Below are 20,154 nucleotides of genomic sequence, written 5' to 3' on the forward strand. Positions count from 1 at the left end.
CGCTTACTTCTTCGCGTACTTGATCGACGACGCGACGAGCTCGGTGCGCGCCCCGCTGGCGGCGCGGATCGCGGCGCGGCGGGCGTTGATCGGCTCGTCCTGGATCTTGGCGTGCAGCTTGAGGATCGCGTCCAGCAGCATCTCCGGCCGCGGCGGGCAGCCGGGCAGGTACATGTCGACCGGCACGACGTGGTCGACGCCCTGGACCACGGCGTAGTTGTTGAACATGCCGCCGGAGGAGGCGCAGACGCCCATCGCGAGCACCCACTTGGGCTCGGCCATCTGGTCGTAGATCTGGCGCAGGACCGGAGCCATCTTCTGCGTGACCCGGCCGGCGACGATCATCAGGTCGGCCTGCCGCGGCGTCGCGCTGAAGCGCTCCATGCCGAAGCGGGCGATGTCGTAGCGGGAGCCGCCGACCGTCATCATCTCGATCGCGCAGCAGGCGAGCCCGAAGGTCGCGGGCCACATCGAGTTCTTCCGCGACCAGTTGACGAGACCTTCGAGACTGGCCAGCAGGATGCCGTTGGGGAGTTTCTCTTCGAGGCCCATGGGTCTAGTTCCAATCCAGGCCGCCGCGCCGCCACACGTAGGCGTACGCGAAGCCGACCGTCGCGATGAACAGCAGGATCTCCACCAGGCCGAACGTGCCCAGCGCGTCCGCCTGCACGGCGAACGGGTAGAGGAAGACCATCTCGATGTCGAACAGGATGAACAGCATCGCGGTGATGTAGTAGGCCACCGGCATCCGCCCGGCGCCGACGAGCGGCTGCGGGGACGGTTCGATGCCGCACTCGTAGGCCTCGAGCTTGGCCTTGTTGTAGCGGCTGGGGCCGACGAGCGGGCCCAGCAGCACCGACAACACGGCGAACGCGAGCGCCAGCACGAACAACAGGACCAGGGGCAGGTAGGGCTTCAGGCTCGGGGCCTCTTGCGCCAGCTGCACCGTGTCGGTTCGGGTCAGCAACGTCAGCACGGGGTCTTCGCCATCCTTTCCGCGCCGATGCGGTTGTGCTTGTGGTGGGAACCGCTTGGCCTCGTCGGCACCCTAAGGGACCTGGGTCACACCGCCGAGGGTCAGGGTCTCCTTACGGCCCGTGGCTGGGCCCGGAGGGAAAACACAGCTCGCTTGTGAAATAGTTCACAAGCCACTCGTCGCGGATGTGAAGGGATTCACAAAGCATGGGGGGAGTGTAGGACGCGACTCACATTCTTGTCCCTAGGCCCCCATGTTATAAGGGTGCCCTAAGTTCCAGCGCCAACGTTGTCACGGCTCGGTGACAGCGCCCGCGCGACCTGGGCGAAGACCGTTCAAGATCGCCTGTCGGCCGGACAAACAGGGCGCCGGCCTGTGAGCTATCCCACTGACCGCACGGCCAACTTGTTAGGCCACCCGTGTGTCCGCGCGCGAAAAGCCGGTGCGGCAAGGGGCATCACACGTGCTCGGACGGGCATCACACGTGACTGGACGGGCATCACGCCGATGCCCGCCGGATCACGCGTGAAGCCTCTCTGGTCACGCGTGATGCCCCGCGGATCACGCGTGATGCCCCGGAGCGCACGGCCGCGCGGAAAGGCCCCGGCACGGAAGTCGTGCCGGGGCCGTCGATCCGGGTCAGCGCGGGGTCGGTGCCGCCTTCGCCAGCGCCGAGATCAGGCGGTCGACGCCGTCGCCGCCCTTGGCGTCGTAGCAGCCGGACAGGCCCTTGTAGACCAGCGGCAGGAGCTTGTTGATGCGCAGCCCGTACTTGGTGCACGCGTGCATGATCTTCGGCTTGCCGATGATCTTCGCGAACACGTTCCCCAGCTGGTAGTACCCGCCCATCAGCTCGCCGACCGCCCGCGGGTACGCCTCCAGCGCCCGCTCACGCGAAGCTCCTTCGCGCCGGGCCAGGGCCTGGACCACGACCTCCGCCGCGATCTGGGCCGACTCCATCGCCGCCGAGATGCCCTCGCCGTTGAACGGGCTGACCATGCCGCCCGCGTCGCCGAGCAGCAGGAGTCCGTCGCGGTAGTGCGGGGTGCGGTTGAAGCCCATCGGGAGGCCGGCGCCGCCGACCTTGCCGATCGCGTTCTCCTCGCGGTAGCCCCACTCCTCCGGCGTCCCGTCGAGCCACTGGCGCAGCAGCGCGCGGTAGTCGGTGTTCCGGAACGACGCCGACGTCGACAGCATCCCGAGGCCGACGTTCACCGTGCCGTCGCCGAGCGGGAACGCCCAGCCGTAGCCCGGCAGCAGCTTCGGGTCGCGCGGGTCGGACCTGTCCCACAGCTCGAGGTGCCCCTCGATGAACGGGTCGTCGTGGCGCGGGCTCTTGTAGTACTGGCGCACCGCGACGCCCATCGGGCGCTTCTCGTTCTTCTGGATGCCGACGCTCAGCGCGAGCCGCGCGGACACGCCGTCGCAGGCCAGGACCAGCGGCGCGCGGTACTTCACCGGCGTCCGCTCCGGGCCGACCTTCGCCTCGACGCCGACCACGCGCCCGCCCGGGCTGGTGATCGCGCCGGTGACCGTCGTGCGCTCGTACAGCCGCGCGCCCGCCTTCACCGCGAGCTTCGCGAGCAGGTCGTCGAAGTCGTGGCGGGTCCGGGAAACGCCGTACGGCGGGTAGCTCGTGAGGTCCGGCCAGTCGAGCTCCAGCGTCAGGTCGCCGGTGAGGATCCGCAGGCCGCGGCTGTGCACCCAGCCGGCGTCCTCGCTGGTGTCGATGCCCAGGTCGATCAGCTGCTTGACGCCGCGCGGGGTCAGGCCGTCACCGCAGACCTTCTCGCGGGGGAACTCGGTCTTCTCCAGCAGCAGGACGTCGACGCCCGACCTCGCCAGGTACGTCGCGACAGTGGATCCGGCGGGCCCGGCGCCGACGACGATGACTTCGGCGTCCTGGTCTGCGGTGCGTCGACTCATGAACGCGAGTTTAGGCAGGCTTCTTCGCTCGGTGGATCGCCACGACGCCGAATGTGAGGTTCAACCACTCGACGTCGGTCCAGCCCGCGCTCGCGATGATCTCGCCGAGCGTGCGCTGGTCCGGCCAGGCCAGCATGGATTCGGCCAGGTAGGAGTACGCCTCCGGGTTCGACGACGTCCGCTTGCCGACCCAGGTCAGCAGCTTCAGCATGAACCGCCGGTGGATGAACCGGATCGGGGCGAACGGCGGGGTCGAGACCTCGCAGATCACCAGGCGGCCGCCCGGCTTGACCACCCGGGCGATCTCGGTGAGCGCGGCCTTCGTGTCGACGAAGTTGCGCAGCGCCAGGGAGATCGTCACGGCGTCGAAGCTGTCGTCGGCGAACGGCAGGTTCAGCGCGTCCGCCGCGACCATCGGCACGTTGCGGTGCAGCCCGGCCCGGAGCATGCCGAACGAGAAGTCCGCGGCCAGGCACCAGGCGCCACCGCGGGCGTACTCGACGGTGGACACCCCGGTGCCGGCGGCGAGGTCCAGGACCTTCTCGCCGCGGCGGGCGTCGAGCACGCGGGCGGTGGTGGTGCGCCAGCGCCGGTCGAAACCGAAGGTCATGAACGAGTTCGCCCGGTCGTACCCGTCCGCGACGCCGTCGAACATCGCGGCGACTTCGTGCGGATCCTTGTCCAGGCTTGCGCGTGACATGGCTTGAATCTAGTCGTCCGCCTTCGTGAAGGTGGCGAGCACCAGCCAGATGAGCCCGCCGAAGCGCGCGACCGGGATCAACGGGTAGAGCACGTCGGTCAGCACGCTGAACGCCGACAGCGCCGAGAGCGCGGCGATGACGTACCCGGTGATCGCCACCCACCGCCGCGTCGTGGCCGCGACGGCCGCGATCAGCAGCGCGAGGGGCACCGCGAAGCCGAAGGCCCCGCTCGCGAAGGCCAGCGACGTGAAGGGGCGGGCGAAGTCCGGGTTCTGGGCGGCCGTCCACGTGGCGAGGCCGCTCAGCACGAGCGACCCCGACGCGAGCAGGCCGCCGGCGAAGCCGAGACGCGGTGGTCTCGCGGCCGCGGTCCAGGTCGCGAGGGACAGCCCGGCACCGAAGACGACGAGGGCCAGCGCCTGGACGAGCCCCTGGTGGGCGACGACGTAGGCGGTGACCTCGGCGGCGGACGAGCCCGGGCGGGTGCCGGTGGCGCCGAGGACTCCCCCGGCGACGGTGAACAGGGCGTAGACGACGATCGCAATTCGTTTCATACCGTAAACGATTACACTGGTGTAATCAATTGTCAACGACTATCGTTCCGGCCATGGAAGCTCCCCGGTTCGGCAGCGCGTTCCTGCTCGCCCAGGTCGGCGCGCACGCGGCGATGCGGTTCACCGAGCGGATCGGCGAGCTGGACCTGACCCCGCCGCAGGTCGGGCTGCTGCGGCTGGTCGCGTCGCGGCCCGGGCAGAGCCAGCAGGCGCTGGCCAAGCAGCTCGGCACGCCGGCGACGCGGCTGGTCCCGCTGGTCGACGGCCTGGAGAAACGCGGCCTGATCGAGCGGCGCCGCAACGCGGAAGACCGGCGGCTCTACGCGCTGGAGCTGAGCGAAGACGGCCGCGCGCTGATGGGCCGCATCGCCCAGACGGCGGCCTCCCACGAGCGCACCATCACCGCGCCGCTCACCGACGAGGAGCGCGCGACGCTCCACGAGCTCCTGACGAAGATCGCCGACGACCAGGGCCTCACCCCCGGCGTCCACCCCGGCTACGCGCGTGGCCGGATCAGCTGAACGCCGCCAGCATCCCGGCGACCGACGCGGGCCAGGTGAACTCCTCGGCCCGCGCCCGGGCCGCCGCGCGGCGCAGGTCCTCGGGGCTTTCCAGCAGGTTCGTTACGGCTGTCGCGAACGCGGGCGCGTGGTCGTCGACCGCCGCGCCGCAGCCGGGCCGGACGATCTCCCGCAGCGCCGACGACGCCGACACCACCACCGGCGTCCCGGACGCGAGGGCCTCCAGCGCCGCCAGGCCGAACGTCTCGTGGGGACCGGGCGCCAGGGAGACGTCGGCGCTGGCCAGCAGCCGCGCGACGTCGCCGCGGCCGGACAGGAACCCCAGGAACGTCACCGGCAGCCCGCGTGCCCGGCGTTCCAGCGCCCGCCGGCGGGGCCCGTCGCCCGCGACCACCAGCCGGACCTTCACGCCGGCATCGGTCAGCGAAGCGACCGTGTCGACGCTGCGCTCCACGTGCTTCTCCGGCGAGAGCCGTCCACAGTGGACGAGCAGCGCGTCCGCTCCCCCGGCCAGGCCGGTGCGCCAGCCGTCGTCGCGCATGGCGGGCCGGAACGTCGCCAGGTCGACGCCGAGCGGCACCCGGTGGACGTTCGGCGCGGCGATCCGGTCGAACTCCGCGCGCGCGAACGCCGTCGTGCAGACGACCGTGTCGTAGCTCGCGGCCATCCGGCGGTTCGCGACGTCGGCGACGCGGCGCGCCACCGGCTCGGGCAGCAGGAACTGCTCCAGCAGCCGGTCGAGGCGCTCGTGGGAGATGACCGTGCTCGGGACGCCGTGGCGCCGCGCCCAGCCACCCATCCCCCGCAGCGTCAGCCGGTCCGACACCTCCAGCCGGTCGGGTTCGAGTCTTCGCAGGACCGAGCGGACGCGGTGCGGGTCGACGGCGCGGTAGCCGCCCGTACCCGGGATCTTCGGCGCCGGCAGGGAAAAGCGGCGCACGCCGGTCGGCAGGACCTCGTCGGCGTACCGCGTGCCGGGTACCACCAGCGTGACCTCGTGCCCGCTCGCGACGTACCCGGCGCCGAGGTGGTGCAGCGCCGTGCGCAGCCCGCCCGAGCGCGGCCCGTAGAAGTTCGCGAGCTGGACGATGTGCATGTCAAGCCGCGCGGGCGGCCCGGCCCTGCACGGCTTCGTAGTGCCCCATCAGCTCGCGGCAGACGGCGGGCCAGGTGCGGCCCAGCACGACCTTGCGGGCCTTCTCGCCGAGCCTCGCCCGCAGGGCGGGGTCGCGCAGGGCGTCGACCTTCTCGACGAGCGCCGGGCCGAACAGCTCGCGGTCCGCGGGCAGCAGGTAGCCGGTGCGGCCGGGCAGGACGAGGTCCTTCGGGCCGCCGGCGTCCGGCGCGAGCACCGGCAGGCCGGACGCCATCGCCTCCTGCACCGCCTGGCAGAACGTCTCGTGCGGGCCTGTGTGGACGAAGACGTCGAAGCTCGCGTACGCCTTCGAGAGCTCTTCGCCGTACTTCGCGCCGAGGAAGGCCGCGCCGGGCAGCTGTTCCCTGAGGTTTTCGAGCTCGGGTCCGTCGCCGACGACGACCAGGCGGATCCCCGGCACGTCGGCGAGCGCGGCCAGCCGGTCGACCTCTTTTTCCGGCGCCAGCCTGCCGACGAACCCGATGAGCAGCTCGCCGTTCGGCGCCAGCTCGGCCCGCAGCGCCGGGTCGGCGTGCTGCGGGGAGAACCGTTCGATGTCGACGCCCCGCGCCCAGCGGTGCACGCGCGGGACGCCGTGCAGCTCCAGCTGCTCGACCGCGTCACTCGACGGCGCGAGCGTCCGGTCGGCCCGCGAGTGCAGCCGCCGCACCCAGCGCCACGCGGCGCGCGCGGCGATGCCGAAGCCGTACGCGGCGGCGAACCCGGCGATGTCGGTCTGGTAGACGGCGATCGACGGGACGCGCAGCCGTCGCGCGGCGGCCAGCCCGCGCGCGCCGACCACGAACGGCGAGGCCAGGTGGACGACGTCCGGGCCGAACGCGGCGAGCGCGTTGAGCACCGTGCGCGTCGGCACGCCGATCGGCAGGGAGTTGACCCCGGGGAAGTCCAGCGCGGGGATCCGGACGACCGGGGCGCCGCGGTAGGAGTCCGGGCCGGGGCCGGGGGCGATGATCAGCACGTCGTGGGCGCGTTCGCGCAGGTGCTCGACGACCCGCAGGACGGAGTTGGTCACGCCGTTCACCTGGGGCAGGAAACTTTCGGTGACTATGGCGACTCGCACGTCTTGGACGATCGCACCCGATCCTGGCGGCGGCGTGACACTGCGGCCAACGCTGCCGGAACAGATCGGCCACGACATGTCATCTCAAGGTCGTGTCCCGGAAACCAGGGTGACCCAGACTAAGCAGGCATGACCCTCTTGTCCTCCCGGCCGCCGCGGCCCGTCGAGCCCGGCCTGCTGTCGAGGGCGCTCGAAGTGGCCGGACGGCTGGCCAACGACGCCACCGACGTGATCACCGCGACCGCCGGCCGAGGCGCCCACCCGTCGACGCTGGATTCGCCGTTCGACTGGGTCACCGACACCGATCGCATCCTGGAGCGGCACACCCGCCGCGTCCTGACGGCGGAGTTCCCGGGCATCCCGGTGGTGGGCCACGAGTTCGGCGCGGACCACGGCGCGGACGTAGCGGAGTACCGCTGGGTGGTCGACTCGGTGGACGGCACGGCGAACTACGTGGCGGGGGTCCCGTGGTGCGCGTACAGCCTGGCACTGGTCGACGCGGCGGGCCCGGTGGTGGGAGTGGTGGCAGACCCGTACCGAGCCCAGATCTACGCGGCGGCGCGCGGACGAGGGGCCCGCGCGAACGGCAAGCCGGTCAAGCTGGTGGACCGCTGCGTAACGGCGGGAGCGCTGGTCTGCACGGAGTTCGCCCGCCAGGGCCCATGGCCGGGAATGGGCGGCTTCATCGAGCGAGCGGCAGCGGCCCACACAGGGGTAAGGGTGCTGGGCTCGGCAGCGCTGTCGATCGCCCAGGTGGCTTTGGGTCACGCGGCGGCAGCGGTACTGCACAGCTACCACGAGTGGGACGTGGCCGGCTCGGTGGCGATGGCGATCGAGGCAGGAGCGGTGGTACTGGACAAACACGGCGACGACACGGCGCTGCCGACGGACGGGTTGTTGGTGGCGGCCCCAGGGGTGGCGGACGAGGTACTGGGCTGGTGGCAGGAGACGGCCAACGCAGGCTGAGCTGCAACAGGCCCGCCCTAGACCTCCCCCGCCCCTCGTCCCAGCCGCAGTCAGCACCGGAGACCCGGGGTCAAGGGTGAGCGAAGCGAATCGCGAAGCGACGCCGAAGGCGCCCTTGAGGCCGGGTATCCGGTGTTGAACAATGGAGGACGAGGAGCGGGAGACAAACAAATCGGGTTGCGCCAGCTGTGAGGATCACCCCATGCCGACCCTCCAAACCCAGCGGCTCACCCTCCTCCCCCTCACCGACGAGCACCTGGAACTCGAGTACGAACTCGACTCCGACCCCGAGGTCATGCGCTACCTAACCGGCCGCGCGTCGACCCGAGCCGAGGTCGAGCAGGCGCACGTCCGCAGAAAGAACGTAGCTCCCGGATTCGGCTTCTGGATGGGCTTCACGGGCGAAGAATTCATCGGCTGGTGGATCCTGCGCCCACCACACGGCCCAGACCAGCCGAACATCGAAGGCGAAGCCGAGCTCGGCTACCGACTCCTGCAAAAACACTGGCGCAGGGGCTACGCAAGCGAAGGCTCACGCGAACTGATCCGCTACGGCTTCGAAGACCTACACCTCGACCGCATCTTCGCCCAGACAATGGCGGTCAACACCGGATCCCGCGCAACGATGACCTCGGCAGGATTGACCTTCGCCAGGGCGTTCATCTCTGCCGCGGACTACGAAGACCCCATCGAAGGATCCGAACAGGGCGAAGTCGAGTACGACATCACACGGGAACGGTGGCACGCTTGTTCAGCCGCCGGATCCACCACAGCACCGGCCCCGCCACCAGCCAAGTGAAGAACACAAAACTCCCGAGCGGCAGCAGCGTCAAAGCCGCCGACCGACCCGCCACCCGCGCCAGCTCCGGATCGGAAGCGTCGTACTCGATGCGGACCAGCTGTCCCGCGGCCAGGCCGTCCGGATAGAGGACCCCGTTCGCCGGGCTGTGAACAATCCCGTCCGGGGTCTCGAAGTGGATGATCGTGCGGTCGAAAGCCACCGAATCCACTGTCGCGTTCGCCGTGCCGAGCTGGGCGGAGATCGCGCCGTCGTTGCGGATCGCCGCGAACAGGAGGCACACGCACATGATGGTGAGGAGCGAGGCGACGCCGAGGGTGGTCCACCACCCGACGCGCCTCACCCGCTCACCTCTCGTGCTCACGCGGCGAGCGTAGCGGTCTCGCTCAGTGCGCGTGTTCCGCGGCGAGATTCCGGTGGTTCGCCTGGATCTGGTCGAACGACTTCGGCTTCGCAGCTGTATGAGAAGCCGAAGCCGACGTGAACGCGGCCGGCGAGGCGCCGTTCGGGCCCACCGCCGGCTTGCCCGCCGTGTACAGCCACGTCTGGAACAGGTCGTACAGCGGCTTGCCCGAAACCTTCTCGGCCAGCGCGATGAACTCCTGGATCCGCCCGTGCGACCCGCCCTTCTGGGCCTGCCACGCCTTCAAGATGGCGAAGAACGACTCGTCGCCGACGGCCGTCCGCAGGGCCTGCAGCGTCAGCGCGCCGCGGTCGTACACGGCGTTGTCGAACTGGTTGTCCGCGCCCGGGTCGGCCGGGACGAGCTTCCACAGGTCGCCGTCGGCCGGGTTGGAGTCGTACGTGTACTGCGCGAGCTCGGCGACCGAGCCCTCGCCTTCGTGCTCCGACCAGAGCCACTCGGCGTAGGACGCGAAGCCCTCGTTCAGCCAGATGTCGCTCCAGCGGCCGAGCGAGACGTTGTCGCCGAACCACTGGTGGGCGTTCTCGTGCGCGATCAGCGTCGTGTTGGAGCCCGCGCGGAAGTTGCGCGCGCCGTAGGTCGGCCGGGTCTGGTTCTCCAGCGAGAACGTGATGCCGCTGGTCACGACGCCGCCCTCGGCCTCGAACGGGTACGGCCCGAACTGCGTCGCCAGGAACGCGTCGATCTCGGGCGTGCGCTCGACGCTGGCCTTCGCCGCGTACAGCGAGTCGCCGAGGTCGGAGCCGTACGCCGTGATGAACGGCTTGCCGTCCGGGGTCGTCGACTGGTTCAGCTCGTACTTGCCGACGATGAACGACGTCAGGTACGTGGCCTGCGGCTTCGTGCTGCGCCACTGCCAGCGGGTCCAGCCGGCGCGTTGCTTCGTGGTGCGGACGAGCGTGCCGTTGGTGACGGCAACGTTGTCATCCGGGGCCTCGATGGTGACGTCGTAGGTCGCCTTGTCGGTCGGGTGGTCGTTGGCCGGGAACCACCACGCGGAGCTCTGCGGCTCGTCGACGCCGAGCGCGCCGAACGACCCCTTCTTCCACGCGTTGAGGCCGTCGACGGTCTCGGTCGACGGCGTGTCCGAGTAGGCGACGACGACGGTCGCGGTCTGGCCCTTGAGCAGCGGCTGCGCCGGGGTGACGACGAGCTCGCCGTTGCCGTTCTGGTTGGCGAACTGGGCGGGCCGGTTGTTGACCAGCACGCTCGACGCCTTCAGCGCGAAGTCCAGGTCGAACCGCGAAAGGTCCTGCGTGGCGGTGAGCAGCAGCGTGGTCGTGCCGGCGAGGACGTCGGTCGCGGGCTGGTAGGTCAGGCGGATGTCGTAGTGCAGCACGTCCGTCCCGCCGTTGCCGGCGTTCGGGTAGTACGAGTCACCGACGCCCGGTGCTCCGGGCGTCGGGGCCGCACTGGCGGTACCGGCGAGCAGCACCGAGGCGACCCCGGCCGCGAGCACACCGAGGCCGGTGCGAGTTCTTGCACGCATTCGAATCCCTCCAACGGGTGAGGATCAGCGCGCTCGAACGTAGCCAGCCAAGAGGGTGCCAGGTACCGGCGAAGGAAGGTTCTTACCTCCTGGGACCCGGCTCGGAAACCGGTTGACTCAGGCCGCGGAGACGGCCGAGCTGACCGCCGCGCGCAGGCGGCCGTGCAGGTCCCGGTGCCGTGACCGGTCCACCCGGACCTCCACCACCCGCAGTCCCGGCGCCGGGCGCAGGGCCGCGCGGAACTCCGTCAGCGTCTCCGCCACCACGTGCGGCACCCGGTAGCCCGCGCACAACGCGCCCAGGTCCGCGCCGTGCGGCGTGCCGAACACCCGCTCGAAGCTCGCCGCGTGCTCGGGCGCTCCCTGCTCCAGCAGCGAAAAGATGCCGCCGCCGTCGTCGTTGCACACCACGATCGTCAGGTCCGGGCGCTGCTCCGCCGGGCCGGTCAGCAGGCCGGACGCGTCGTGCAGGAACGTCAGGTCGCCCAGCAGCGCGTAGGACGGCCCGCGGTGGACGTACGCCGCGCCGATCGCTGTCGAGACCGTTCCGTCGATGCCCGCCACCCCGCGGTTGCGGTGCACCAGGACGTCCGCGCGCAGCCGGCCGGCCAGCGCCACGTCCCGCGTCGGGTTGGACGAGCCCACCACCAGCAGCGAGTCCGGGGGCAGCGCGTCCACCAGCTCGGACGCCACCCGCAGCCCGGACGGCCACGCCTCCGCGTCCAGCACCGACGCGACCGCCGACGACGCCGCCGCGTCCGCCCGGCGCCAGCTCGCCAGCCACTCCGGGTCGGCGGGCTTGGTCGGCTCGTCGAACCACTGCCCGACCTGCCGGACGTTGTGCGCGGGCGCCGGCCAGTCCGAGTCCGGGCGGACCAGCAGGACCTCGACCGACGGGTCCGAGATCACCTTCTGGATCTGCCGGAACACCGTCGGGCGGCCGAGGCAGAGCACCTGCTCCGGCTTGTGCTTCGCGATGAACTCCTCGACGCCCAGCAGCCACGCGCCGGACGAGATCGCCGTGCCGCCGGACAGGCCCAGCCCGCCGGTCTCCGACACGACCGGCCAGCCGTGCTGCTCGGCCCACTCGCTGGCCGCCTGGACGCCGGTGTCGCACGCGATGACCAGGCCGTGGCGCGCCGAGGGCACCACGAACGACGGCAGCGCGCCGAAGTCCGGCAGCTCGGTCCACCGGGAGCCGTCGGGACGGCCGTCCAGCGACTCGTACCACTCGCCCTCGTCGTCCAGGTCGGGCACGAGCGGCTCGCGGAACGGGATGTTCAGGTGCACCGGCCCGCAGCGCCATTCGCCGTAGGCCGCGTTCCAGGCCCGGCAGATCTGGCTGCGCCAGTACGAGTTCTGGCCGGCCCGCCGCTCGGCGACGGCCAGCTCGTCGAAGTAGCGGATCGCGTTGCCGTAGAGGTGGTGCTGGTCGATGACCTGCGACGCGCCGGCCGCGCGCAGCTCCGGCGGCCGGTCGGCGGTCAGCACGATCAGCGGGACGCCGGCCCGGTCGGCCTCCAGCACGGCCGGGTGGAAGTTCGCGGCCGCGGTGCCGGACGTGCAGAGCACGGCCACCGGGCGGCCGGTGCGCGCGGCGATGCCGAGCGCGAGGAAACCGGCGCCGCGCTCGTCGATCCGGACGTGGAGCTGCAGCTTCCCGGCCGCCGCGGCGTCGTAGAGCGCGATCGACAGCGGCGCGTTGCGGGAGCCCGGGCAGAGGACGACGTGGGAGACGGTGTTGCGGACGAGTTCGTCGACGATCACCCTGGCCTGCGCGGTGGAAGGGTTCACCGGCAGGCTCCGTCGAGATGAGAAGTGTCCACAGGTCCTATTCTCCCAAACGTGGATGACGCCCGAGTTTCCGAGCTGTTCGACCCGGCCGCGTGGACCGAGGTCGAAGGTTTCGCCTTCACCGACATCACCTACCACCGTTCCGCTGAGAACCGCGGTGGCAAACGCGTGGTGCGCATCGCGTTCGACCGCCCGGAGGTCCGCAACGCCTTCCGCCCGCACACCGTCGACGAGCTCTACCGGGCCCTCGACCACGCCCGGATGAGCTCCGACGTCGGCTGTGTCCTGCTCACCGGGAACGGCCCGTCGCCCAAGGACGGCGGGTGGGCGTTCTGCTCCGGTGGTGACCAGCGTATTCGCGGACGCTCCGGGTATCAGTACGCGAGCGGCGAGACCTCCGACACGGTGGACCCCGCGCGGGCCGGCCGGCTGCACATCCTCGAGGTCCAGCGGCTGATCCGGTTCCTCCCGAAACCGGTGATCGCGGTCGTGCCGGGCTGGGCCGCCGGCGGCGGCCACTCCCTGCACGTCGTGTGCGATCTCACCCTCGCCTCGGCCGAGCACGCGAAGTTCAAGCAGACCGACGCCGACGTCGGCTCGTTCGACGGCGGCTACGGCTCGGCCTATCTGGCGAAGATGGTCGGCCAGAAGTTCGCCCGGGAGATCTTCTTCCTCGGCCGCGAGTACTCCGCCGAGCAGATGCACGAGATGGGCGCGGTGAACGCCGTCGTGCCGCACGCGGATCTCGAAAAAGAGGCCCTGACCTGGGCGTGGGAGATCACCCGCAAGTCGCCGACGGCGCAGCGGATGCTCAAGTACGCGTTCAACCTCACCGACGACGGCATGGTCGGCCAGCAGCTGTTCGCCGGCGAGACCACCCGGCTGGCGTACATGCAGGACGAAGCCGTCGAAGGCCGTGACGCCTTCCTGCAGAAGCGCGACCCCGACTTCAAGGACGTCCCCTATTACTACTGAGCTGCTCCCTCTCCACCTCGACGGCTCTCCCGAGGCGCTCGAAGCGCTGAAGAGAGCCGTCGCCGACGCGCTCGGCGGCGGCCCGGCCGTGCTGCCGTTCACCGACCCCGCGCTGCGCGACGCGATGACGCCGGCCGAGCCCGCCGAGCCGGACACGGCCGTGGTCATCGCCACGTCGGGCTCGACCGGCGCGCCCAAGGGCGTGCTGCTCTCGGTCCGCGCGCTGGTCGCGTCCGCCGAGGCCACGCACGTGCGGCTCGGCGGCCCCGGCCACTGGCTGCTGGCCACCCCGGCGCACTACATCGGCGGCCTGCAGGTGCTGGTCCGGTCGCTGCTGGCCGGCACCGAGCCCGTCTTCCTGACCGGCGCCGGCTTCCGGCCGGACGACTTCGCGGCCGCGGCAGCGAAGCTGACGGGCGGGCCGCGGTACACGGCGCTGGTGCCCACCCAGCTGGTCCGGCTGCTCGACGACGGCGGCGCCGGGCTGGCCGCGGCGAAGGCGTTCGACGCGATCGTGGTCGGCGCGGCGGCGACGTCGGCGGCCCTGCGCGAGCGCGCGGCCGACGCCGGCGTCCGGATCGTGCCCGCCTACGGCATGAGCGAGACGGCGAGCGGCTGCGTCTACGACGGCTTCCCGCTCGACGGCGTCCGCGTCGACGTCACCGGGGACCGCATCCGCATCGCGGGCGACGTCCTCGCGCACGGCTACCGCGGACGGCCCGACCTGACCGCGGAGTCGTTCGACGGCGGCTGGTTCACGACGTCCGACCGTGGGGTTCGTCACGACGACGGCCGGATCGAGGTACTCGGCCGCGCCGACGACATGATCAACACCGGCGGCGTGAAGGTGTCCGCGAACGCGATCGAGCGGGTGCTCGGAGCGCGGCCGGGCGTGCGGGACGCGTGCGTCGTCGGGCTGCCGGACGCGGAATGGGGCGAGGCCGTCGTGGCGCTGGTCGTCCCGGATGGTGAACCTCCCGAAGCGGACGAACTGCGCGCCGCCGTCCGAGCCGAACTGGGCGCGCCGGCCACGCCGAAACGCGTCGAATACGCCGCTGAGCTGCCCCTTCGCGGGCCGGGCAAGATCGACCGCGCGGCGGTGAAAGCGCGACTTCTGTCGGGTTTGAGCGGCTGAATGGCGGCACTTCGTTGACATGTACGGCGTGCACCCGCTTGGCTACTCACCATGACGCGCTGGATCAGAATCGCCTTGGCAGGCACGGCGGTCACGCTGGGGCTCCTGCTCCCCGCGGGCGCCGCGCTGGCCGACCCGCCCGCCGCGGATCCCAACAGCGGCACGCTCACCTGGCAGTTGCCGACCACGGACTGACCGCCGCCCGCTGATCCACATGGCGTTGAATGACGCCATGGCGAGTGTGAGCGAGTGGATCGAGGGGGCCCGGCCCCGGACGCTGCCGAACGCGGTGGCGCCGGTGGTGGCGGGCGTCGGCGCGGCGGTCGCGCTGGACGCGTTTTCGTGGTGGCGCTCGGCCCTCGCGCTGCTGGTCGCCCTCTCGCTGATCGTCGGCGTCAACTACGCCAACGACTACTCCGACGGCATCCGCGGCACCGACGAGAACCGCGTCGGTCCGTTGCGGCTGGTCGGTTCCGGGGTCGCCGCGCCGAAGGCCGTGCTGACGGCGGCGCTGGCCGCGCTGGGCCTGGCCGGGGTGCTCGGCCTGCTGCTGGTCGTGCTCAGCGGGCACTGGTGGCTGCTCGCCATGGGCGGCGTCTGCATCCTCGGCGCGTGGTTCTACACCGGCGGCAAGAAGCCTTACGGCTACTACGGTTTCGGCGAGATCGCGGTGTTCGTGTTCTTCGGCCTGGCCGGCGTCCTGGGCACGGTGTACGTCCAGGCCGGCCGGGTCAGCTGGGTGGCGCTGGCGGGCGCGGTCGCAGTCGGCTGCTTCTCGACGGCGGTCCTGACGGCCAACAACCTGCGTGACATCCCGACCGACATCGAGTCCGGCAAACGGACCCTGGCGACCCGGCTGGGCGACCAGGGCACCCGCCGCCTGTACCTGACGCTGCTCGCGGTGCCGTACGTGCTGAGCGTCGCGGTCGGCGTCTTCCACCCGCTGCTGCTGATCACCCTCCTGACGGCGCCGATGCTGCTGAAGTCCGTCCGCGCGGTCGGCGGCGGCGCGCACGGGCGTGAGCTGATCCCGGCCCTGCGCGACACCGGCCTGGCGATGCTCGCCTGGGCGGTGCTGGCGGCGGTCGCGCTGAGCTTCTAGACCTCGATCAGCCGCAGGTCGTGGGCGGCGACGAGGGCCGCGGTGCGCGAGTGCACCCGCAGCTTGCGGAACAGCGCGCCCTGCAGGTTCTCCACCGTCCGCGCCGAGATCCCGAGCTCCGACGCCGTCTGCCGGGTCGTGTGGCCGGAGCCGATGGCCGCCAGGATCTCGCGCTCCCGCCGCGTCAGCGACAACGGGTACGGCCCCGGCAGCTCGACCGGCGCGCCGACCAGGCCGAGCCGGACGGCGTGGGCGACCGCGTGCGCCTGGCTGTGGACGTCGAGCTTCGCGAAGATCTGCTGCTTGTGGTTCTCGACGGTCCGCGGGCTGATCCCCAGCACCACCGCGACCTGCCGCGGGGTGTGGCCGGCGCCGATCAGGCGCAGCACCTGCCGCTCCCGCGTGGTCAGTGCCGGCGTCCGCGCCGGTGCGCCCGTCTCCTTGATGACGTCGAGCAGGACCCGCAGCCCGCTCCCGTACGGCACCACGGCGGTCGTGCCCGCGGTGCCGGATCCGCCGTCGCCCAAACCGACGAGGCGGACCGGCGCGGGCAGGGGACCGGAATCCCCCGCGTCGGCTTCGAAGACGGCGACGTCCGGCGTCCGGCCCTCACAGACTTCGGCGAGCCGGGTGCGCGACGGCACGGTCCCCACGACGGAAACGCCGGGGACGCGCGCCAGGTTCTCCGCGAGCAGCTCACGGAACAGGCGGTTGCCGTGCTGCACCACGACGCGTACGGCAGGCTTCGTCGCCATGCCCCACCTCGATCCGGTCGGCTTCCCCTCGCGAATCGCCCGTTCGACAGTTTCGCACACCCGCTCACGGAAGGGTCTGGACCAAATGGGGGCTCTGTGGGATCAGGTCAGCTCGGCGAGCGGGAACGCGCGGTGCCGCCGCGGGGGAACCAGGTAGTTCTGCCGCCGGGTCGCCGTGATGAAACGTTCCAGGCCGTGGTCCTCCTCCTCGAGGTCGAATTCGTCCAGCAGATCCACGGAAGCCTGGCTGCGCCGGAGATCCGCGAAGAAGTCGGCGCTCGGGAAGAACCCGGAGAACTGCAGCTTCGGCGTGTTCCGGCCGCCGCGGACGTCCATCGCGTCGAAGCCGGGACCGTCGATCCGCAGGTGGATCGGGCGTCCTTCGGCCGTCCGGCCGGTGCGGTGCAGCTGCGAGACGTGCCCGATCCGGGCGAACCGCTCGGCGCTCGTGCGCGCGTAGTCGCGGCCGTTGAACAGGTTCCGCAGCACCGCGCCGCGCATGCCGAGGCTGCGCGGGCCACCGCCGTCGCGGAACGGGTCGGCCGGGTCCTCGGGCACCTGTGCCGGTGACTGGAACATGTACTGCAGCCGCTCGTCGAAGTTCTCGCGGTGGTCAACGTCCTCTTCGGGGTCGCGGCCGTCCACGTAGAACTGCTGGAGGTCGAGCAGGACGTGCGAAAGGTGTTGCACCGCACCGTTGTCGAAGTACCCGCCGGGTTGCGCGTTCGTCAGCCGGATCCCGTGGCCGCCCACGAAGGTGACGTCCTGCGGCGGCGCGCTCGCGTCCACCTGCTGGTCGGCGAACCCCATCCACATCGGGGAGAACGGGTTGACGAAGGACGCGAACGGCAGCCGGTTGGCGTCGGCGAGGTAGCGCGGCAGGCCCATCTGCACGAACATCGCGCGCGACGACGTGATCGTCATCCCCGCGTCGAACCTCGGCGACGCGATCGGGCGCCCGACGAGCCGTCCGCTGCCGCCCAGCCACGCGACGACGTCGGCCACGTAGCTCCAGTCGTCGCCGCGGACGGTGAACAGGACGTCGTTGTTCTCCAGCACGAGCGGCACGGTGAACTCGGGCCGCCGCAGTTCGAGCGCGTGCGCGCCGGGCGCGACGTCCGTGGGGCCCGCGACGGCCCGCTTCAGCACCGGCTGGTTCCCGGCGAGCGTGCGCGGCATGTTCGCGTTCACGAGGGCCGCGGGGAACCGCGCGAAGTAGGTGTCGCTGTAGGCGACGTGCGTGAAGATGCCGCCGGGCGCGTACGGGTAGTTGCCTTCGATGGTGCGCAACGCGGTTTCCATCCGGCCCGCGTCCGCTTTGGACGGTGCCCGGCTCAGCCGCGCGGTGACGAACGTGGTGTGGATCGGCGGCATCCCGACCGGGACGCCGTCCAGCGTCTGCGCGGGCGGCATGAACGGGCCGAGGTCGAACTGGACGTCGGGGAATGCGGCGTCGCCGTCCGCCCAGGCCATCCGCACCGGCACCCTGGCGAACCCGGAGACCAGCTCGAGCGTGCCGAGCGCGGCCATCGCGCCGGCGACGACGCCGGTGCGGCGCAGGGCGGTCCGGCGGTCGACCGGCCGGGACCGGATCGGGACGATGCTGACCCCCGCGTCACCGCCGGAGCGGTGGGCGAGCGGGCACTTCGACACGGGACGTTCGGGGACAGCGGACACGGCGACCTCCGGGACCCGCCGCCCCTCGTCGGCGCCCGGCCACGGTAGATCTTCGCGCGCGCCCGCCACCATGACGAAAAGAACCTAGGTATGCGGGGAAAACCCTAGGTACTCGAACGTCCACAATGGATCAGGACTCGGGGACGAACTTCCCCGTCGTCAGGAACTCCTCGAACAACGCCGTGTGCGGCGCCAGGTCCAGACCTTGCTCGGCGACCCACTCGTCGTTGTAGTACGTGTGCGCGTACCGCTCGCCGCCGTCGCACAGCAGCGTCACGACGCTGCCCGCCTGGCCGTCTTCGACCATGCGCGAGATGAGCCGGAACGCGCCGTGGAGGTTCGTGCCCGTCGAGCCGCCCGCCCAGTGCCCGGTGCGCTCGCGCAGCAGCCGGATGGCCGCCAGGGACCCGGCGTCGGGGACCTGGAACATCTCGTCGATGACGCCGGGCACGAACGACGGTTCGCAGCGCGGCCGGCCGATCCCCTCGATCCGCGACGGCATGCCGGTCGCGTAGTCGAGCGCCCCGGTTTCCCAGGCGCCGAAGAACGACGAGTTCTCCGGGTCGACGACGCAGATCTTCGTCGTGTGGCGCTTGTAGCGGACGTACCGGCCGAAGGTCGCGCTCGTGCCGCCGGTGCCCGCGCCGACCACGATCCACGCCGGCACCGGGTGGCGCTCCGAGCGCATCTGCGCGAAGACGGACTCGGCGATGTTGTTGTTGCCGCGCCAGTCCGTCGCGCGCTCGGCGTAGGTGAACTGGTCGAGGTAGTGCCCGCCGCACTCGGCGGCGAGCCGCTCGGCCTCGGGGTACATCGCCGGCGCCTGGTCGACGTAGTGGCACTCACCGCCGTAGAACTCGATGAGCGCGATCTTTTCCTTCGACGTGCGCCGCGGCACGACGGTGATGAAGCGCAGGCCGAGCATGCGGGCGAAGTAGGCCTCGGACACCGCGGTCGAGCCGCTGGAGGCCTCGACGAGCACGGTGTCCGGCCCGATCTGGCCGTTGACGAGCCCGTACAGGAACAGCGACCGGGCAAGCCGGTGCTTCAGCGAGCCGGTCGGGTGGACGGACTCGTCCTTGAGGTACAGGTCGATGCCCCACTCCGGGGGCAGCGGGAAGACGTGCAGGTGGGTGTCGGCGCTGCGGTTCGCGTCGGCCTCGATGATCCGGACGGCCTCACGGACCCAGCTGCGGGCGTGCAGGCGGCTCATTCGGAGTGGCCGGAGACGTCACCGCGCAGCTGCGCCCGCAGGTCGGCACGGGCCCGGGCGCGCTTCTCGTTGCGCTTGGCCAGGCCGGCCGTGACGCGGGCGTTCAGCGGGCGGAACAGCAGGAGGCCCAGGGGGAGCCCGACGACCAGTCCGACGACCAGCGCGACCAGCAGCGGCACGCCGGCCAGGGACAGCACCCACGCGATCGCCGCGACCAGCACGAACCGCGCCAGCAGGTACAGCGTCAGGTCACGGGCCAGATTGTTGCTCACACCAAGGCAGGCTACGCGCCGCCCGCCCGGTCGCGCTGCAGGCCCGCGTTGTTCGGGCGCCCCTCGAAGCGCGTCGAGAGCACGACGGTCGTGTTCGTCCGCCCGACGCCGGGGATGCGGCGAAGGCGGCCGAGCGTCCGCTCCAGCTCGTCCACGGTCGAGACGCGCACCTTGACGACGAAGGCCTCGTCGCCCGCCACCGCGTAGCAGCTCTCGACCTCGTCGAGCTCGGCGAGCGCGTCGGCGACGTCGTCTTCGGTTGCCGTGTCGGTCGGATGGATGCTGACGAGGGCGGTGACGCCGAGGCCGACCGAGCTCGGGTCGACGACCGCGTGGTAGCCGGTGATCACCCCGGCGGCTTCCAGCTTGCCCACCCGCTCGTGCACTGATGACGCGGAGAGCCCGACAGCTCGCCCGAGGTCCGCATAAGTGGCCCGTCCGTTGATACGCAACGCCGCGATGATCTTCCGGTCCAACTGATCCACGGCATCACTCTATGCGGTTGGACAATCCCCCATTGGCACCACGCCTCGCGGCCGATGACCGGGCCGGATGACATCCGAGCACGTCAGGTCACCGGAAAATTAGTTGCACAACGTAAGCAAACTGTCCGTTTTGACCTTTAAGGGCTCTTTACTCTTGGACAACCGTTCGAGTAC

22 protein-coding genes are annotated in these 20,154 nt (G+C 71.1%); 7 read left to right on the forward strand and 15 right to left on the reverse strand.

The features are described 5' to 3' along the window. Window positions 1–3 precede the first annotated feature (3 nt). The 5 genes from ACZ7PG_RS14965 to ACZ7PG_RS14985 form a co-directional block, all read right to left on the reverse strand. On the reverse strand, window positions 4–552 hold the full coding sequence (locus ACZ7PG_RS14965; RefSeq protein WP_155548771.1) for a NuoB/complex I 20 kDa subunit family protein: 549 nt from the start codon (window positions 550–552) through the stop codon (window positions 4–6). 4 nt (window positions 553–556) lie between these two features. After that, window positions 557–976, reverse strand: coding sequence for an NADH-quinone oxidoreductase subunit A (locus ACZ7PG_RS14970; protein ID WP_155548770.1), 420 nt, complete (start codon window positions 974–976; stop codon window positions 557–559). A 639-nt stretch (window positions 977–1,615) separates the two neighbouring features. Further along, entirely contained in the window at window positions 1,616–2,902 is a 1,287-nt protein-coding gene (locus ACZ7PG_RS14975; protein ID WP_470239622.1) for a geranylgeranyl reductase family protein, read from the reverse strand. A gap of 10 nt (window positions 2,903–2,912) precedes the next feature. Further along, window positions 2,913–3,602: a demethylmenaquinone methyltransferase gene (locus ACZ7PG_RS14980; RefSeq protein WP_470239623.1), complete on the reverse strand. Its 690-nt coding sequence runs from the start codon at window positions 3,600–3,602 to the stop codon at window positions 2,913–2,915. Window positions 3,603–3,611: 9 nt separating this feature from the next. Next, complete coding sequence (locus ACZ7PG_RS14985) at window positions 3,612–4,157, reverse strand: DUF4386 domain-containing protein (protein WP_470239624.1); 546 nt, start codon at window positions 4,155–4,157, stop codon at window positions 3,612–3,614. 53 nt (window positions 4,158–4,210) lie between these two features. Between ACZ7PG_RS14985 and ACZ7PG_RS14990 the strand changes: the two genes are divergently transcribed. Continuing rightward, entirely contained in the window at window positions 4,211–4,678 is a 468-nt protein-coding gene (locus tag ACZ7PG_RS14990) for a MarR family winged helix-turn-helix transcriptional regulator (RefSeq protein ID WP_470239625.1), read from the forward strand. Here ACZ7PG_RS14990 and ACZ7PG_RS14995 read toward each other — a convergent pair. Both ACZ7PG_RS14995 and ACZ7PG_RS15000 read right to left on the reverse strand, forming a co-directional pair. Beyond that, window positions 4,671–5,774 carry a glycosyltransferase family 4 protein gene (locus ACZ7PG_RS14995; RefSeq protein WP_470239626.1) on the reverse strand — a complete coding sequence of 368 codons (1,104 nt, stop codon included), beginning with the start codon at window positions 5,772–5,774 and terminating at the stop codon, window positions 4,671–4,673. The genes ACZ7PG_RS14990 and ACZ7PG_RS14995 overlap by 8 nt on opposite strands. Window position 5,775: 1 nt before the next feature. Further along, the gene (locus ACZ7PG_RS15000; protein WP_470239627.1) at window positions 5,776–6,846 is read right to left on the reverse strand and encodes a glycosyltransferase family 4 protein; all 1,071 of its coding nucleotides are present in this window, start codon (window positions 6,844–6,846) and stop codon (window positions 5,776–5,778) included. 177 nt (window positions 6,847–7,023) lie between these two features. Here ACZ7PG_RS15000 and ACZ7PG_RS15005 point away from each other — a divergent pair, with 177 nt between their 5' ends. Together ACZ7PG_RS15005 and ACZ7PG_RS15010 are read left to right on the forward strand one after the other, a co-directional pair. Further along, window positions 7,024–7,860 carry an inositol monophosphatase family protein gene (locus ACZ7PG_RS15005; protein WP_470239628.1) on the forward strand — a complete coding sequence of 279 codons (837 nt, stop codon included), beginning with the start codon at window positions 7,024–7,026 and terminating at the stop codon, window positions 7,858–7,860. 202 nt (window positions 7,861–8,062) lie between these two features. Further along, window positions 8,063–8,659, forward strand: coding sequence for a GNAT family N-acetyltransferase (locus ACZ7PG_RS15010; protein ID WP_470239629.1), 597 nt, complete (start codon window positions 8,063–8,065; stop codon window positions 8,657–8,659). Here the strand turns inward: ACZ7PG_RS15010 and ACZ7PG_RS15015 are convergent. The 3 genes from ACZ7PG_RS15015 to menD form a co-directional block, all read right to left on the reverse strand. Further along, window positions 8,586–9,023 (reverse strand): DUF3592 domain-containing protein, encoded by a 438-nt coding sequence (locus tag ACZ7PG_RS15015; RefSeq protein ID WP_470239630.1) that lies wholly within the window; start codon window positions 9,021–9,023, stop codon window positions 8,586–8,588. The two genes, ACZ7PG_RS15010 and ACZ7PG_RS15015, sit on opposite strands and share 74 nt — an antisense overlap. Before the next feature lie 22 nt (window positions 9,024–9,045). After that, entirely contained in the window at window positions 9,046–10,572 is a 1,527-nt protein-coding gene (locus ACZ7PG_RS15020) for a M1 family metallopeptidase (RefSeq protein WP_470239631.1), read from the reverse strand. Window positions 10,573–10,689: 117 nt separating this feature from the next. Next, complete coding sequence (menD, locus tag ACZ7PG_RS15025; protein WP_470239632.1) at window positions 10,690–12,366, reverse strand: 2-succinyl-5-enolpyruvyl-6-hydroxy-3-cyclohexene-1-carboxylic-acid synthase; 1,677 nt, start codon at window positions 12,364–12,366, stop codon at window positions 10,690–10,692. 51 nt (window positions 12,367–12,417) lie between these two features. Here menD and ACZ7PG_RS15030 point away from each other — a divergent pair, with 51 nt between their 5' ends. Genes ACZ7PG_RS15030 through ACZ7PG_RS15045 form a run of 4 tightly spaced genes read left to right on the forward strand, consistent with a single transcriptional unit; the run spans window position 12,418 to window position 15,578 of the window. Next, window positions 12,418–13,341: a 1,4-dihydroxy-2-naphthoyl-CoA synthase gene (locus ACZ7PG_RS15030; protein ID WP_470239633.1), complete on the forward strand. Its 924-nt coding sequence runs from the start codon at window positions 12,418–12,420 to the stop codon at window positions 13,339–13,341. Between the two features lies 1 nt (window position 13,342). After that, on the forward strand, window positions 13,343–14,476 hold the full coding sequence (gene menE, locus ACZ7PG_RS15035) for an o-succinylbenzoate--CoA ligase (RefSeq protein ID WP_470240764.1): 1,134 nt from the start codon (window positions 13,343–13,345) through the stop codon (window positions 14,474–14,476). Between the two features lie 51 nt (window positions 14,477–14,527). Continuing rightward, window positions 14,528–14,671 carry a hypothetical protein gene (locus tag ACZ7PG_RS15040; RefSeq protein WP_360472184.1) on the forward strand — a complete coding sequence of 48 codons (144 nt, stop codon included), beginning with the start codon at window positions 14,528–14,530 and terminating at the stop codon, window positions 14,669–14,671. A gap of 37 nt (window positions 14,672–14,708) precedes the next feature. Then, window positions 14,709–15,578: a 1,4-dihydroxy-2-naphthoate polyprenyltransferase gene (locus ACZ7PG_RS15045; protein WP_470239634.1), complete on the forward strand. Its 870-nt coding sequence runs from the start codon at window positions 14,709–14,711 to the stop codon at window positions 15,576–15,578. On the opposite strand, the gene ACZ7PG_RS15050 is transcribed toward ACZ7PG_RS15045, so the two are convergent. The 5 genes from ACZ7PG_RS15050 to ACZ7PG_RS15070 all read right to left on the reverse strand — a co-directional run bounded on the left by ACZ7PG_RS15050 (window position 15,575) and on the right by ACZ7PG_RS15070 (window position 19,980). Further along, entirely contained in the window at window positions 15,575–16,333 is a 759-nt protein-coding gene (locus ACZ7PG_RS15050; protein WP_470239635.1) for a response regulator transcription factor, read from the reverse strand. The genes ACZ7PG_RS15045 and ACZ7PG_RS15050 overlap by 4 nt on opposite strands. Window positions 16,334–16,435: 102 nt before the next feature. Continuing rightward, entirely contained in the window at window positions 16,436–18,010 is a 1,575-nt protein-coding gene (locus ACZ7PG_RS15055; RefSeq protein WP_470239636.1) for a DUF7405 family protein, read from the reverse strand. Window positions 18,011–18,140: 130 nt separating this feature from the next. Continuing rightward, window positions 18,141–19,223, reverse strand: a complete 1,083-nt coding sequence (gene cds1 / locus ACZ7PG_RS15060) for an L-cysteine desulfhydrase Cds1 (RefSeq protein WP_470239637.1) — start codon at window positions 19,221–19,223, stop codon at window positions 18,141–18,143. Continuing rightward, window positions 19,220–19,495 (reverse strand): DUF4229 domain-containing protein, encoded by a 276-nt coding sequence (locus tag ACZ7PG_RS15065; RefSeq protein ID WP_470239638.1) that lies wholly within the window; start codon window positions 19,493–19,495, stop codon window positions 19,220–19,222. Before ACZ7PG_RS15065 ends, cds1 begins: the two co-directional genes overlap by 4 nt. An 11-nt stretch (window positions 19,496–19,506) precedes the next feature. Beyond that, the gene (locus ACZ7PG_RS15070; RefSeq protein WP_364370594.1) at window positions 19,507–19,980 is read right to left on the reverse strand and encodes an Lrp/AsnC family transcriptional regulator; all 474 of its coding nucleotides are present in this window, start codon (window positions 19,978–19,980) and stop codon (window positions 19,507–19,509) included. Window positions 19,981–20,154: the final 174 nt, after the last annotated feature.

The sequence above is a fragment of the Amycolatopsis sp. NPDC114504 genome, from assembly GCF_055633595.1.

What these genes read in the sequence shown, in the direction of transcription:
- ACZ7PG_RS14990 (WP_470239625.1), top strand. Translation starts at nt 4,211, where the DNA reads ATGGAAGCTCCCCGGTTCGGCAGCGCGTTCCTGCTCGCCCAGGTCGGC.
- ACZ7PG_RS14995 (WP_470239626.1), bottom strand. Translation starts at nt 5,774, where the DNA reads ATGCACATCGTCCAGCTCGCGAACTTCTACGGGCCGCGCTCGGGCGGG.
- ACZ7PG_RS15005 (WP_470239628.1), top strand. Translation starts at nt 7,024, where the DNA reads ATGACCCTCTTGTCCTCCCGGCCGCCGCGGCCCGTCGAGCCCGGCCTG.
- cds1 (WP_470239637.1), bottom strand. Translation starts at nt 19,223, where the DNA reads ATGAGCCGCCTGCACGCCCGCAGCTGGGTCCGTGAGGCCGTCCGGATC.
- ACZ7PG_RS15010 (WP_470239629.1), top strand. Translation starts at nt 8,063, where the DNA reads ATGCCGACCCTCCAAACCCAGCGGCTCACCCTCCTCCCCCTCACCGAC.
- ACZ7PG_RS15050 (WP_470239635.1), bottom strand. Translation starts at nt 16,333, where the DNA reads ATGGCGACGAAGCCTGCCGTACGCGTCGTGGTGCAGCACGGCAACCGC.
- ACZ7PG_RS14975 (WP_470239622.1), bottom strand. Translation starts at nt 2,902, where the DNA reads ATGAGTCGACGCACCGCAGACCAGGACGCCGAAGTCATCGTCGTCGGC.
- ACZ7PG_RS14965 (WP_155548771.1), bottom strand. Translation starts at nt 552, where the DNA reads ATGGGCCTCGAAGAGAAACTCCCCAACGGCATCCTGCTGGCCAGTCTC.
- ACZ7PG_RS14980 (WP_470239623.1), bottom strand. Translation starts at nt 3,602, where the DNA reads ATGTCACGCGCAAGCCTGGACAAGGATCCGCACGAAGTCGCCGCGATG.
- ACZ7PG_RS15045 (WP_470239634.1), top strand. Translation starts at nt 14,709, where the DNA reads ATGGCGAGTGTGAGCGAGTGGATCGAGGGGGCCCGGCCCCGGACGCTG.
- ACZ7PG_RS15040 (WP_360472184.1), top strand. Translation starts at nt 14,528, where the DNA reads ATGACGCGCTGGATCAGAATCGCCTTGGCAGGCACGGCGGTCACGCTG.
- ACZ7PG_RS15020 (WP_470239631.1), bottom strand. Translation starts at nt 10,572, where the DNA reads ATGCGTGCAAGAACTCGCACCGGCCTCGGTGTGCTCGCGGCCGGGGTC.
- ACZ7PG_RS14985 (WP_470239624.1), bottom strand. Translation starts at nt 4,157, where the DNA reads ATGAAACGAATTGCGATCGTCGTCTACGCCCTGTTCACCGTCGCCGGG.